The following is a 14036-nucleotide window of genomic DNA, read 5'->3' as shown; positions in this document are numbered from 1 at the left end:
CGCCTTAAGGGCGAGTCTGACCGGCGCCCCGGACGACATATTTGAAGATGGTGAGCTGCTCCGCGCCCACTGGTCCGCGCGCATGGATGCGCCCGGTGGCGATCCCGATCTCGGCGCCCATGCCGAACTGGCCGCCATCTGCATACTGGGTCGAGGCGTTATGGATGACGATCCCTGCATCAATGTCGGACAGGAATTTCTCCGCCGTCGCTTGATTATCGGTGATGATGCACTCGGTATGGCTGGTGCCATAGGTTGTGATGTGATCGATCGCGCCATCAATGCCGTCGACGACGCGGACGGAGATGATCGGCGCGAGATATTCGGTGCGCCAGTCTTCTTCGGTCGCGGGCTCAATGTTTGAGACCAATGCTTGCGAAGTCTCGTCGCCTTTCATTGTACAGCCCGCATCAGTGAGCGCGCTCGCAATCAAAGGTAAAAGCGTGTCGGCCACAGCGCGATCGATGAGCAGCGTCTCTGTCGAGCCGCAAATTCCGGTCCGTCGCATTTTCGCATTCACGACGATATCAATCGCCATTTGCGGATCAGCCGCGCCATCAACATAGGTGTGGCAGAGTCCCTCTAAATGCCCGATCACCGGCACGCGGGCTTCGTCTTGGACGCGCGCAACTAGGCCTTTGCCGCCGCGCGGGACAATCACATCGATTGCGCCTTCGAGACCGGTCAGCATATGCCCGACTGCGGCCCGATCTTTGGTTTGGACGAGTTGGACCGCGTCTTCTGGCAGACCTACCGATTTCAATCCGGCGCGCAGGGCATTCGCAATAGCGATCGCAGATTGCAGGCTCTCGCTGCCCGCGCGCAGAATTGCGGCATTGCCAGAGCGAACACAGAGCGCTGCGGCATCTGCGGTCACATTGGGACGGGCTTCATAAATGATCCCGATCACACCAAGCGGCGTGCGAACGCGGGCAATGTCCAGACCAGATGGCACAGTCCAGCGGGCAATTTCGCTGCCGACAGGATCCGGCAGATCCGCAACCGCACGTAGTGCGTCAGCGATGCCTTGGACGCGCTCTGGTGTGAGCGCTAACCGATCCATCATCGCGTCCGAGAGACCTTTTTCGCGGCCACCTTCGAGATCGGTTTGATTGGCTTTCAGAATAACAGACTCAGCCGCAATCAGGGCCTCAGCCATTGCGTTAATCGCGCCTGTCCGTCCCGGGATTCCGGCCTTGGCGAGGTCAGCGGATGCACGGCGCGCGCGGCGCCCCATATCCAGCAAGGTGTCACGAAGGTTATCGGCGGGGAGGTGTACAGTATCGGCCATGGCGCGCTTTTGCCGGATTTATCCGGTTCGAGCAATGAGAGAATCTAAATCGCGCGCACTTATCCGCGCCAAAACCGGCGGGTCATAAGAACGAAAACGGCGGTGAATTCTAACCGGCCCAACAACATCGCGATGGCGCAAATCCATTTGCCGCGATCGGTAAGGCCTTGGAAGGTTCCCGCCGGACCGATTTCAGGCCCAAGGCCGGGTCCGACATTTGACACACTGGTCGCGGCGCCAGAGATCGCCGTCAGTGGGTCTTCGCCGGTCAGGCTGAGCAGGATCGCGGCGGTCATGAAGGTCGCGAGATACAAGAACACAAAGACCATGACCGATTGCAGCGTGTCATTATCAATCACTTTGCCGCCATAGCGGATACGCACAACGCGATGCGGGCTAACCATCTGTTGCGCATGGGCGAGCACGGCGCGGAAGCTGATTTCCAAGCGGAACATTTTGATGCCGCACGCGGCCGAGCCAGCGCAGCCGCCGAGGAAGATTGTGATCAAGAAAATCATCACAATCGGCTCGCCCCAACCATCATAAGGGGCGGTGGCATAGCCGGTCCCGGTCATCACCGAGACGACATTGAACAAGGTCTCGATGAAGCCATTAAACGGGTCGATAATGACATAATCCTGGTCAGCAATCACCCGCAGCGCAAAGACGGTGATGGCGATCGCGGCAATCAAACCCATAAACAGACGGGGCTGGGGATCATTGAGCAGCGGTTTGACCCGGCCATGGATCATTGCCAGTGCGAGCAGACTGAATGGCAGCCCGGCAACGACCATAAAGAAGATGGCAGCCGGGACGGCAGGGGTTTCATAAAATGCCCCGAACGAGGCGTCATAAGTCGAGTATCCGCCCGCTGAAACAGTGGTCATCGCATGGGCGATGGCCTCGAATGAGGTCATCCCGCAGAGCATATAAGTCGCGGCGCAAGCGATCGAAATGAAGAGGTAGATCATGCCAATCTGGGCTGAGACTTCACTGATCCGCGGCACGAATTTTCCGGACACATCCGAGCTTTCGAGCTGGAAGAGCTGCATCCCGCCAACGCGCAGGACCGGCAGAATAGCGATTGCCGTCACAATAATCCCGATCCCGCCAAACCATTGCAGAATGGCACGCCAGAGCAAGATCCCGCGCGGCTGATAGTCGAGGCCAGTCATGACTGTTGAGCCTGTGGTGGTCAGGCCGGAAATACTTTCGAACATCGCGTCGGTGACGCTCATCCCGATGCCCATGAACGGGATAGCCGCCATAGCGGGCAGAACGACCCAAACCAGTACGGTTAGCAAGAAGGCTTCGCGCGCGCCGGCCCGCTCATCGCGATTGCCGGCCATGATCACCAGTCCGCCACCAAACAGGAGGAGGACGGTGGCGCTGGCGGCAAAGACCGGCCACTCGTCGCGGCCATCTGCGACATCGAGCAGCCAGCACGGGATCATCGCCGCGCCGAGCAGCGCGGTCATGATGCCTAAAGCCAGGATGACGACTCGAAGTTGCATATTGAAAAGGGGCTTATGGGGAAAAAGCTGAAAAGGCGTGTACTTTTGGCAACGCGGGTGTCTTTGGTCCATTCAATTTGAGGGCCAATGTGAAATTTTTCCGGGATTATGTGAAATTTTTCTTCACATTCGTGAGATGGTTAACCGTCTGTAAACAAAGTGTTTTGTAAGAGTTAATGGTCAGACCCTTTGGTGCGTTCCGTTATCGTTCTGGTTTGTTCTTTATTGGTTTCGTCAATGCGACCTTGTGGACAGGGAAGAATCAGCAAGCGACCCATTTGAATCCAAGCTGTCCCATGTTATCCCAAGAAAAGACAAGCTAGATCCATGCGGATCCAGCCTGGGGCGAGTGATGGGAGATGCGCGTGTTTGTCTCAACTTTTGAGACATCGCTAGATAGTAAGGGGCGGGTCTCAGTGCCGGCCACCTTTCGGCATGCGCTTATCGGCGGTGCCCGAATTTTCCTGTATCCGGCGTTGGATGGATCGCCATGCCTTGAAGGCGGCGGCGAAGCCTTGATGCAGCAAAACCAAGCCACTTTGCTGCGCATGAGTCCAACTTCGACCGCACGCAAAGTCTTTCTGAACCGCACTGTCTCAAAAGCAGTTGAGTTGAAGCTCGATGATACCGGGCGGATCAAAATCCCAACACGGCATCTCGATATGGCCGGCATTGGCAAGGATCTCGTCTTTGTTGGCGCTATGGACCGTTTTTATGTCTGGGATCCGAAACGCTACGCCGCCTTTGATGCTGAGATGGAAGCGCAGCTTGATGATGTGCAGGGCGATTTTGAAGGCTCCTTCAATGCTGCGTTAGCCGTAGGCGGTATTCGCGGCGTGGTAGGGGAGGACGAATAATGGGTCACGTCCCCGTTCTCCTTCCTGAAGTGGTGGTCGCGCTCGCCCCGCGCGATGGCGAGACCTATGTCGACGGTACGTTTGGCGGCGGCGGTTACGCGCTCCGCGTGCTCGAGGCAGCCGATTGTACGCTTTATGGAATTGATCGCGATTTAAGCGCGATTGAGCGCGCTGAGACTTTAACGGAAGAGCAGCCGCGATTGCTGCCGCTGCTCGGCCGGTTCGGCGACATGGATGCATTGTTGCTGAAAGCCGGTGTTTCTGCAGTCGACGGCGTGATGCTGGATATCGGCGTGTCCTCTTTCCAGATTGATCAGGGTGATCGGGGCTTCTCATTCATGCGCGATGGGCCGCTCGATATGCGAATGGGCCAAACCGGTCCGAGCGCCAAAGATGTCGTCAATCATATGTCGGTCGGTGACTTGACCTCCATCATTCGTCAATTGGGCGAGGAGCGTCAGGCCAAACGGATCGCCACCGCGATCGTCAATCAGCGCACGTCAGGCGGGTTTGCGACAACGCTTGAGCTCGCTGAATGTGTTGAGCAAGCGGTTGGCGGACGGCGCGGTAAGAAAACCCATCCGGCGACCCTGACCTTTCAAGCGATCCGCATGTTTGTGAATGACGAGCTCGGTGAACTTGCACGTGGTCTCGCTGCGGCTGAGCGTCTATTGCGGGCCGGTGGGCGCTTGGTGGTGGTGACTTTCCACTCGCTGGAAGATCGTTTGGTGAAACAATTTATGCGCGTTCGATCCGGTCTGGTTGGCGGCGGATCTCGCTATATGCCCGAGCGCAGCAAAGGTCCGGATCCAACCTTTGAACTGCCTCATCGCAAAGCGATTGAGCCTAGTGAAGCGGAAACCGCCACCAATCCGAGAGCTCGGTCTGCACGCCTGCGCGTGGCGGTCCGCACCGAAGCAGAGATCTGGAAAGACCCGGTTGAGACCGGCATGCGCCTGCCATCGCTCGCTGCCTTGGAGGCTGCCTTATGAGTAAGCGTGCTTTCCTGTTCGGCTTGGCTGTGGTCGGGCTGCTCATCTTTAGCCTCTACCGGGCCAAATATGGCGCGCAGGAAACGGTGGCCGAAATCGAAGTGGTGGAGGCCCAGATCGCTGAAGCTGAAGCCGCGCAATTTGATTTGCAGGCTGAGTTTGCCCATCGCTCTCGCCCAGAATGGATCGAAGAGTTTGCCCGCCGCGAGCTCGGCATGGTGCCCGCGCGGGCGGAACAATTTGTTCGCACCGTAGATTTGGATGGCCGGATCGGGCCGCCGATGGAGCTGCGCGACGCTGACATTCCCGTAGATCGGGAGGCCAGCAATGCGAATTGATCAAGCGCCGGAGATTGAACTGAGTGGCGGTGGTATGCGGACTCGGATCGTATCCATGGCTTTGCTCGCCGTTTTTGCCGCGATCGCCATCAAAGGCCTAACCGTCGCCTTGAACGGGCCGGGCGAGGTCGTCGCCCGCATTGCGAGCACCGAAGCGCCAGCACGCCGGGCAGATATTGTCGACCGTAATGGCGGGCTGCTTGCAACCTCTGTGACCGCCTATTCCGTATTTGCCGATCCGCGCGCCATTGGCGACGCGTCTCTGATCGCGAATGAGCTCGCACAAGTGCTACCTGAGCTTGATGTCGAGCGAATCGAAGCACGCCTTTCCAACAAAGAGCGAGCTTTTGCGTGGATTGATCGCGGCATAACCCCGCGCCAGCGCCAGGCCGTATTTGAGCTTGGTCTTGAAGGAATTGGCTTTCGTGAAGAAACCCGCCGAGCCTATCCGCGCGGCACGCTGGCGGGGCATTTGCTCGGTTATGCCGGGGCAGATGGTCAAGGCTTGGGCGGGATTGAATATGCGATGGATGATCGACTAACGCGTGATCCAGAGCCATTGTTCCTGACCATCGATGCGAATGTGCAGTTCAGCCTTGAGGCCGAATTGTCAGCCGCCGTTGGTGAATATGAAGCCGAGGCGGGGGCTGGCATCGTTATGGCCGCTCAAACCGGCGAAGTGCTAGGCATGGCCAGCTGGCCGCCGCTTGATCCGCACCAGGCAACGACGCTTGATCGCGCGCACCCGGCGCTGCTCGATCGTTCAAGCAATGCGGTTTACGAGCTTGGCTCTGTGTTTAAGCCGCTGACCGTGGCGGGGGCTTTGGATGCCGGAGCCATTCGCCCGAACGACCGCTTTGATGTGCGGGAGCCTTTGCGCATTCGCGGGCGGCAAATTGAAGATGATCACCCGATCGTTGGGCGTCCGACCGCGTATGAGATTATCGCCGACAGTTCAAATATTGGAACCGTCAAAATCGCCTGGCAAATGGGCACGCGGCGGCAGCAAGAATTCTTCTCGTCTTTAGGTCTATTCTCGCGTTCGCCGATCGAGCTTGCAGGAAGCGCCAGTCCGCTCTTGCCCGAAACATTTGATGAGCTTTACAGCGCGACAGCGAGCTATGGGCACGGCATCGCTGTGACGCCGATTGCGTTTACGAGCGCGTTTGCCTCGCTCGCAAATGCTGGTGAGACTGTCACCCCAACCTTGTTGATGGCGCCGACGCGCCAGCGCAATCCGAAACGAGTTATGGCCGCACCGACGGCGGAACTGGTAGTTCGCATGCTGCGCAAAGCCGTAGTTGATGGTACCGGCTCACGCGCCGAAGTTGGCGGCTATCGCGTCGCCGGGAAGACAGGCACGGCCGAGAAGCCAATCGCGGGCGGATATTCCGAAACGGAGAACATTTGCAGCTTTGCCGCTTTATTCCCCGCCGATAGCCCTGAATATGTCGTATTGATCGTGCTGGACTCTCCTAAGGCCGGACAAGATCGCGGCCGGACGGCAGCTTGGAACGCAGCGCCGACCGCAGGACGAGTGATTGAGCGGATTGCGCCGATTTTGGGCGTTGAGCCGCAATTTGATGAGCCCGTAGGATCGAGCCCGCGTGTCCGCTCTGTCGCTGACAGAAGAGGTACGACATTATGATCCTGAAAGAGCTTGTTCCGTTCTATTCCGGGCCTGGTGCAGATGCTGAGGTGACCGGTATCACTGCCGATAGTCGCCGCGTCGAACCAGGCTTTGTCTTCGCCGCGATGCAAGGCGTGGTGACGGATGGCCGGAAATTTATCAAAAGCGCGCTCGAACAGGGTGCGGTTGCTGTGCTTGGCGAGGACTTGCCAGACACCGGCGCGGCAGCGCGCGTTGAAGTTGCCAATGCGCGCCTCGCACTGGCGGAAGCCTCGGCGCGCTTCTATCCCAAACAGCCCGAGCAAATCGTTGCCATCACGGGCACCAATGGCAAAAGCTCGACCGTCGATTTTCTGCGCCAGATCTGGCACGCAGCTGGTTTGAAATCAGCCAGCATGGGAACGCTCGGTGCGATTGGTCCAAGTGGCCATATCGATCTTGGCCATACCACCCCCGACCCGGTTGCCATCCATGCCACACTGCAAACGCTTGCTAAGGATGGTGTCACCCATGCCGCGATGGAAGCATCTTCGCACGGCTTGGCGCAATACCGGCTGGATGCGGTGGACCTGACGGCGGTCGCCTTCACAAATCTCACGCAAGATCATCTCGATTATCACAACACGATGGATGAATATCGCGCGGCGAAACTGCGCCTGTTCAGCGAGCTCGCGCCGAAAGGATGTCCGGCCGTGGTGAATGCTGACAGCGATCAGCGCCTGTTTTTCGAAGCGGCCGCGCAAGAGGCCGGGCTTGATATTGTCTCGGTCGGTTGGCGCGGCGCAGATCTGAAGATTGAAGAGCTGATGCCGAAAGCGACCGGCCAACGCCTATTCCTAGACTGGCGCGGCGAGAAAGCGGCGATTGATCTGCCGCTGATTGGCGAGTTTCAGGCCTTAAACGCGCTCACCGCAGCAGGATTGGCCCTGGCGGGCGGACTTGATTTACAAGCGGTCGCGACCGGCATGTCAAAACTGCAACCTGTCAAAGGGCGGCTCGAATATGTTGGCGAGACGGCCGACGGAGCCGGCGTCTTTGTCGATTACGCGCATACGCCTGCTGGGCTCGATGTCTTGATCCGCGCTGCGCGTCCGCATACGGCTGGACGCCTGGTTGTCGTGTTTGGCTGCGGCGGCGATCGTGATCGCGGCAAGCGCCCCTTAATGGGCGAAGTTGCTGCTAAACATGCCGACCATGTAATTGTCACCGACGATAATCCGCGCAGTGAAGCGCCCTCTGCGATCCGCGCGGACGTCTTGGCGGGTGTGCCCGATGGTGTCGAAATCGGTGATCGCGGCGCGGCCATTCATCATGCGGTGAAAAATCTCCGCAAAGGCGACACGCTACTGATTGCCGGAAAAGGTCATGAGACCGGTCAGATCATCGGCGACAAGATTATTCCGTTCAGCGATCAAGAGAGCGCAACCGAAGCGCTGAAGGAGGCGGCGAATGCATAGTCCCTCCATCTCTATTTTTAACTCGCTTTCGAAACGACCGGGCGAGGGGATTTCTTCCACAGGTTTCGGCGGACGTGCAGCCCGCTCTCGGCCGCTTTCGCGCGCGTTCAGGTGTCAGAAGTTGCGCATGGAACAAGAAGTTCCTTGTCTGACAGTGGGTTGCAGAGCCCGGGCGCGAGATGGGCTTTGCCAGCTTACTCAGAGTCAGCGAAGAGAACGAAAAGAGTCCGTCAAGTTTTTGCGGGACACGCCTTGCGATTCTAACCGAAAAGAAAGGCAATTCTCGGCGTTCGAACCCTTGTTTAATCGGGCGAATACATCCGGAATAAGACTATTCGCAGACCGAAAGCGACAAAGCAGCGCTTGGGCAGACGATGTGGTGATGGATAGCGGCGCAGAAGGTGCTGCAAGGGGTTGTGATGCTGTTTGACCTATTGGCGGCCGAAGAAGGGCCGCTGCGACTGTTAAACTATTTGACGTTCCGGACGGGACTGGCGCTGGTGACCGCATTTTTGGTGACGGTGATCTTTGGCGGCTGGATGATTGATGTCTTGCGCGCGCGCCAAGGCAAAGGCCAACCGATCCGCGATCTGTCGCTTGAAGCGCAAATGGCCAAGCAAGGCACCCCGACCATGGGCGGGATCTTGATTTGGATTGGTTTGATTCTTGGCACGGTCCTCTTCGCCGACCTGACAAATCCCTATATTTGGGTCGTCCTCGCCGTCTCACTGTCTTACGCGTTTCTCGGCTTCCTCGATGACTATGCCAAAGTCACCAAACAAAGCACCGATGGTGTATCTGCACGCTTGAGGCTTGGCACTGAATTCCTAGTGGCTGCGCTTGCGGGCGCGTTCATTATGGGTCTGCACGGCGCCCACACACCGATGGGGCATGCCGATTGGGGCGCGCTCAACCCATTGGCTGAATGGGTCGCGAGCTTCGCGCCTGAAACCTCTGTCGAGCGCAACGAAGCGAGCTTTTCTGGCGGCGTCGCGATCCCGTTTGTGAACGACTATTTCTTCCCGCTGGGCGGCCTGTTTGTCGTCTTCGCCTGTATTGTCATCGTGGGTTTTGCCAATGCCGTGAACTTTACCGATGGACTGGATGGGCTGGCGATTGTGCCAATCATGTTCACGGGCGCCGCTTTTGCGCTGATCGCTTACCTGACCGGTAACTTCGTTTTCGCGGGGTATCTCGGCATTCAATTCACGCCAGGCGCTGGTGAAATGGCCGTGCTGATGGGCGCGATGATGGGCGCCGGAATGGGCTTTCTTTGGTACAATGCCTATCCCGCCAAAGTCTTCATGGGCGATACCGGATCACTCGGCCTTGGCGGCCTGATTGGCGTCGTGGCGGTAGCAATTAAGCACGAGTTCGCGCTGGCCGTGATTGGCGGTCTGTTTGTGCTTGAAGTGCTGTCTGTCGTCATGCAGGTGAGCTGGTTCAAAATCACCCGAAAACTCACCGGCGAAGGTAAGCGCATCTTTTTGATGGCGCCGCTGCACCACCATTTTCAAAAGAAAAACTGGCCCGAGACCCGGGTCGTGGTTCGGTTCTGGATCTTATCGCTTTTATTCGCCCTTGCGGGCCTTGCCACACTGAAGCTGAGGTAGCGCCCACTCTATGATCCCGATCACCGAATATGCAGGGCGCGATGTCGCCGTCTATGGCCTAGGCCGCACCGGATTGTCCGCTGCGAAAGCCTTGGCTGCGGGCGGTGCACGTGTGCATGCCTGGGATGATGGGGACGCAGCACGGCTCAAGGCCGAAGCTGAAGGCGTTAATGTCAGCGACATTAATAAGCGCGATTGGCAGAAATTCGCCGCGCTTGTGCTGTCACCCGGTATTCCGTTCAAGTTCCCGCAGCCGCATCGCCTGGTGCGGATGGCGGAAATGATGAATGTGCCGGTTGTCGGCGACGTCGAACTGTTCGCGCGCGCCGTGCAAGCTTTGCCTGAAAAAGGCCGTCCGAAAGTGGTAGGCATCACCGGCACGAACGGAAAATCAACGACGACGGCTTTGATCGGGCATATCTTGAAAGAGGCGGGCCGCGATGTCCGCGTTGGCGGCAATATTGGCACCGGCGTCCTCGATATGGCGCCGCTAAATGCCAACTCGATTTATGTGCTCGAGCTGTCCTCTTATCAGCTCGACCTGGTCAGCAGCCTGCAATGTGATGTCTCGGTATTCTTGAACATATCGCCAGATCATCTCGATCGCCATGGCGGGATGGACGGTTATGTCGACGCCAAGAAACGCATCTTTGCCAATCAGACCATTCGCAATGTTGCGGTGATCGGCATCGACGATCCTTACGCCCAAGCCGTTGCGATGGGACGCCAACGTCCTGGCAATGCGCGGGTTATCCAAATCAGTTCTGAGTTTGGCTTGGCGCGCGGCGTCAGCGCGGTGGATGGTCATTTCTATGACAGTACAGGCGGTCAAGCGATCCGGGTTGGCAACTTGGCGGAAGCTGAAGCCTTGCCAGGACGTCATAATTATCAAAATGCTGCGGCTGCCTATGCGGCGTGCCAGGCCCTTGGCGTTGCGCCGGGCCGGATCATGGCGGCAATGCGTACCTTCCCAGGTCTGCCGCATCGGATGGAACGGGTCGGCGATGTCGAAGGCGTTCGCTTCGTCAATGATAGTAAAGCCACCAATGCTCAGGCCGCCGAACAGGCGCTTAAAACTTGGCCTAAGGTCCATTGGATCGCTGGCGGCGTGGCGAAAGCCGAAGGGATCACCCCGCTCAAGCCGTGGTTTGACCGTATTGAGCAGGCCTATCTGATCGGCGAGAGCGCGAATGATTTTGCCAAAACGCTCAAAGGCAAAGTGAAAATGGTCAATTGCGGCACCTTGGAAGCGGCGACGCAAGCCGCCTTCGATGCGGCCAAAGCGTCGGGTGACCCAAACCCAATTGTGCTCTTGTCTCCGGCCTGCGCGAGCTTTGATCAATACAAAGATTTTGAGGCCCGAGGGGACGCCTTCCGGACCATTGTTCAGCGCCTGGCCGCTGAGGTCGAGCCGCAAAAAGAAGCGGTTTAGGGGGCGGGTATGGTTGAGGTTGCGCTCCGACCAAGATCAGCCACAGGGCGGTTCTTAGAATGGCAGCGCGGCTTGGACTGGAGCATCCTGACCTCCGCCTTAATCCTGTTATGCATTGGATTGCTTATGTCGCTCGCGGCCGGGCCGCCTGCAGCTGAGCGGCTGGGCTATGCCAACGAGTTTCATTTTGTTCAGCGTCACGCCATGTTTGTGGGTGTTGGCGTGAGTGTCATGGTCGGGGTCAGTATCTTGGACCGCGTCTGGGCAAGACGCCTCGCCGCGCTGGTCTTTTTCGGATCGATTGTCTTGCTCGCCTTTATTCTGGTTGCCGGATATGAGGCAAAAGGCGCCCAGCGCTGGATCCGCATTGGCAGTTTTGGCCTGCAGCCGTCGGAATTTGTGAAACCCGCTCTGATCGTGCTGTCTGGTTGGTTATTGGCGCAGCGGCGGATCTATCCGAATGGGCCATGGGCGGCGATCACGCTGGTCTTTTTCTGCACCACGCTCGGGTTTCTTTTGTTGCAGCCCGATGTCGGCCAATCAGCGCTCCTGACGGCAGCCTTCATCGTAACCTTCTTTGTCTCTGGTCTGCCGTGGCGCTGGGCCGCGATCTTTGCAGGTGGCGGCACCGCGCTTGCGGGGCTTTTATATGCGACGCTGCCGCATGTGCGGTTTCGGATCAATTCTTTCCTCAACCCGACCGATTATGACACTTATCAGATCGACAAAGCCTCAGAGGCGATTGCGCGGGGTGGTTTGTTTGGGGTCGGGCCCGGCGAGGGGCGGATCAAGACCTCGCTTCCTGATGCGCATACCGATTTCATCTATGCGGTGATGGGTGAGGAGTTTGGTTATCTCGCTGCGGTTGGGTTGATCCTAATATTTGGCTACATTGTCTGGAAAGGGCTGCGCACCGCGGCCCGTTTGCATGATCCGTATCCACGCGCTGCGGCGACCGGATTGTTTGCGCTTTTCGGCCTTCAAGCTGCCACGAATATCGCCGTAAATGTCAGCCTAATCCCGCCAAAGGGGATGACGCTGCCTTTCATCTCTTCCGGAGGATCGTCGATGATTGGAACGGCTTTGACCCTAGGCTTGGCGCTGGCGCTCATTCGACGTGGGCAACGACAATAGAGAGCGAGATATGAGCGACAAACCTCTCGTAGTGATCGGGGCGGGCGGAACCGGCGGACATATGTTTCCTGCCGCAGCCTTTGCTGAAGAAATGGCCGCGCGCGGATGGGAAGTTGGCCTGATCAGCGATGATCGTGGTTTGCGCTATGCCGACAAATTCCCAGCCTCCTGGAAACAAGAAGTCAAAGCGGCGAGCCCGAATATGCGCAAACCGTGGACGCTGCCTGGTACCGCCTTGAAATTGCGCGCTGGCGTCAATGGCGCGGTGAAACGGTTCAAACAGAACCAGCGCCCGGCCCTGGTGGCAGGTTTTGGCGGCTACCCAGCTTATCCGGCTTTATCTGCAGGACGGCGCCTGAAAATCCCTTTGCTGATCCATGAACAGAATGCGGTTCTGGGCCGAGTTAATCGCGTGTTTGCGCAGAATGCAGCGGTGGTGGCGTCAGGCTTTGACCGGCTCGACCGCTTGCCGCGCGGGGCCAATCATCAATCAGTTGGCAACCCTGTGCGGGCGCCGATTGCAGCGGTGCGCGATGTACCCTTCCCGAGCATGGATGAGGAGCTGACCGTTTTCATCACTGGCGGCTCGCAAGGCGCCCGGATCTTGGGCCAAGCGATCCCGCTCGCGATTGCTAATCATATTCCAGCGCCATTACGCGCCCGGCTCCATGTCGTCCAGCAAGTGCGTGAAGAGCAATTGGATGAGGTGCGTGCGATCTATGACAAAGTGCAGGTCAAAGCGACGCTGCAATCCTTCTTTTCCGATATGCCAGACCGTTTGGCGGGGGCCCATTTGGTGATCGCGCGGTCAGGCGCAGGGACGGTGAGCGAGATTGCGGCGGTGGGACGCCCCTCGATCCTAATCCCGCTCAAAATCGCCATGGACAATCACCAAGAAGCCAATGCTGAAGGCCTGGTTGAAGCGGGCGCAGCGGACATGCTGCTTGAAGACAATGTCTATCCGAACCTGCTCGGAGAGCTGCTTGCGCTGCGCCTCAGCGATGCCAATGATCTTGCAGTGCGCGCCGCTGCGGCGAAAGCAATTGGCAATGTCAGAGCGGCGCAAGATTTGGCGGGTTTGGCGGAAGGGGTCGCCAAACCCTAAGTGTCACTTATTGTAGCCCTCATCCTGAGCGAAGTCGAAGGACGAGGGTGGGGTGCCACGTATTCATCCTTCGACTTCGCTCAGGATGAGGCCCAGATATTTGAGGCCATTCTCAAGCCGCTCGGCAGGTATGCGTGCGATGCATCTTGGCTTCCTTCAGCCAATCCCAGCCAAAGGCCTCATCGGTATCGCCATGGATTTGGCGGTGCTCGAGTTTGGAGAGGGCTTCTTCGAGCGTTGGTTCATGGCCTTCTGGCACCCACCACATGACGAAATGCATCTGGTCTAAAACTTCGAACCATTCCGCGCGGCGCTCATAAAATTTCTTATGCACCGTGCCCCAGACGAATTTTTCCAAGCTTTGAACGTCTTCCCAGATGCTGAGATTGGGCAGCAATTGCGGGTCACCATCCACCATTGCGTCCGGTACGCCGGGCTGTGGCGCGGCGGAGCTTTCCATCATCCAGACGAAACCCGGCATGCGCTTGCCCAAGCCATTTATGAGGTCGAGATTGTCCATGAAGTCTTTGACGCGCGGATCCTCCTTCGGCGCGACCAGCCGTCCAACATTCAGCTCCGCCAGGTGCATCTTCATGAAAAGCCTCCATCTTTTGGTCATGAACCCATGCACATTGAGGCATTGAGCGCCAGCGAGAAAGTCTCTGATCGATCA

12 protein-coding genes are annotated in these 14036 nt (G+C 58.0%); 9 read left to right on the top strand and 3 right to left on the bottom strand.

Going from position 1 to position 14036, the window contains the following annotated elements:
- Nucleotides 1-4: 4 nt before the first annotated feature.
- On the bottom strand, nucleotides 5-1291 hold the full coding sequence (locus tag MY069_RS07000; RefSeq protein WP_482796357.1) for a glutamate-5-semialdehyde dehydrogenase: 1287 nt from the start codon (nucleotides 1289-1291) through the stop codon (nucleotides 5-7).
- 59 nt (nucleotides 1292-1350) lie between these two features.
- Nucleotides 1351-2805 (bottom strand): TrkH family potassium uptake protein, encoded by a 1455-nt coding sequence (locus tag MY069_RS06995; RefSeq protein ID WP_482796356.1) that lies wholly within the window; start codon nucleotides 2803-2805, stop codon nucleotides 1351-1353.
- Nucleotides 2806-3170: 365 nt separating this feature from the next.
- Between MY069_RS06995 and MY069_RS06990 the strand changes: the two genes are divergently transcribed.
- The 9 genes from MY069_RS06990 to MY069_RS06950 all read left to right on the top strand — a co-directional run bounded on the left by MY069_RS06990 (nucleotide 3171) and on the right by MY069_RS06950 (nucleotide 13363).
- Nucleotides 3171-3662: a division/cell wall cluster transcriptional repressor MraZ gene (locus MY069_RS06990; protein ID WP_482796355.1), complete on the top strand. Its 492-nt coding sequence runs from the start codon at nucleotides 3171-3173 to the stop codon at nucleotides 3660-3662.
- Complete coding sequence (gene rsmH / locus MY069_RS06985; RefSeq protein ID WP_482796354.1) at nucleotides 3662-4654, top strand: 16S rRNA (cytosine(1402)-N(4))-methyltransferase RsmH; 993 nt, start codon at nucleotides 3662-3664, stop codon at nucleotides 4652-4654. Before MY069_RS06990 ends, rsmH begins: the two co-directional genes overlap by 1 nt.
- Nucleotides 4651-4992 carry a cell division protein FtsL gene (gene ftsL / locus MY069_RS06980; protein ID WP_482796353.1) on the top strand — a complete coding sequence of 114 codons (342 nt, stop codon included), beginning with the start codon at nucleotides 4651-4653 and terminating at the stop codon, nucleotides 4990-4992. The genes rsmH and ftsL overlap by 4 nt, the downstream gene beginning before the upstream one ends.
- On the top strand, nucleotides 4982-6640 hold the full coding sequence (locus MY069_RS06975; protein WP_482796352.1) for a peptidoglycan D,D-transpeptidase FtsI family protein: 1659 nt from the start codon (nucleotides 4982-4984) through the stop codon (nucleotides 6638-6640). The genes ftsL and MY069_RS06975 overlap by 11 nt, the downstream gene beginning before the upstream one ends.
- Entirely contained in the window at nucleotides 6637-8079 is a 1443-nt protein-coding gene (locus MY069_RS06970; protein WP_482796351.1) for a UDP-N-acetylmuramoyl-L-alanyl-D-glutamate--2,6-diaminopimelate ligase, read from the top strand. The genes MY069_RS06975 and MY069_RS06970 overlap by 4 nt, the downstream gene beginning before the upstream one ends.
- 419 nt (nucleotides 8080-8498) lie before the next feature.
- Entirely contained in the window at nucleotides 8499-9692 is a 1194-nt protein-coding gene (mraY, locus tag MY069_RS06965; RefSeq protein WP_482796350.1) for a phospho-N-acetylmuramoyl-pentapeptide-transferase, read from the top strand.
- Nucleotides 9693-9702: 10 nt separating this feature from the next.
- Complete coding sequence (gene murD / locus MY069_RS06960) at nucleotides 9703-11124, top strand: UDP-N-acetylmuramoyl-L-alanine--D-glutamate ligase (RefSeq protein WP_482796349.1); 1422 nt, start codon at nucleotides 9703-9705, stop codon at nucleotides 11122-11124.
- Between the two features lie 9 nt (nucleotides 11125-11133).
- Nucleotides 11134-12258 carry an FtsW/RodA/SpoVE family cell cycle protein gene (locus MY069_RS06955; RefSeq protein ID WP_482796348.1) on the top strand — a complete coding sequence of 375 codons (1125 nt, stop codon included), beginning with the start codon at nucleotides 11134-11136 and terminating at the stop codon, nucleotides 12256-12258.
- 10 nt (nucleotides 12259-12268) lie between these two features.
- Nucleotides 12269-13363, top strand: coding sequence for a UDP-N-acetylglucosamine--N-acetylmuramyl-(pentapeptide) pyrophosphoryl-undecaprenol N-acetylglucosamine transferase (locus tag MY069_RS06950; protein ID WP_482796347.1), 1095 nt, complete (start codon nucleotides 12269-12271; stop codon nucleotides 13361-13363).
- Nucleotides 13364-13475: 112 nt separating this feature from the next.
- On the opposite strand, the gene MY069_RS06945 is transcribed toward MY069_RS06950, so the two are convergent.
- A complete protein-coding gene (locus MY069_RS06945; protein WP_482796346.1) occupies nucleotides 13476-13958 on the bottom strand; it encodes a DUF3291 domain-containing protein in 483 nt (160 codons plus the stop codon).
- Nucleotides 13959-14036 lie beyond the last annotated feature (78 nt).

This window comes from Hyphomonas sp. ske169 (assembly GCF_056850855.1).
This window is presented reverse-complemented; position numbering and strand designations above follow the sequence as displayed.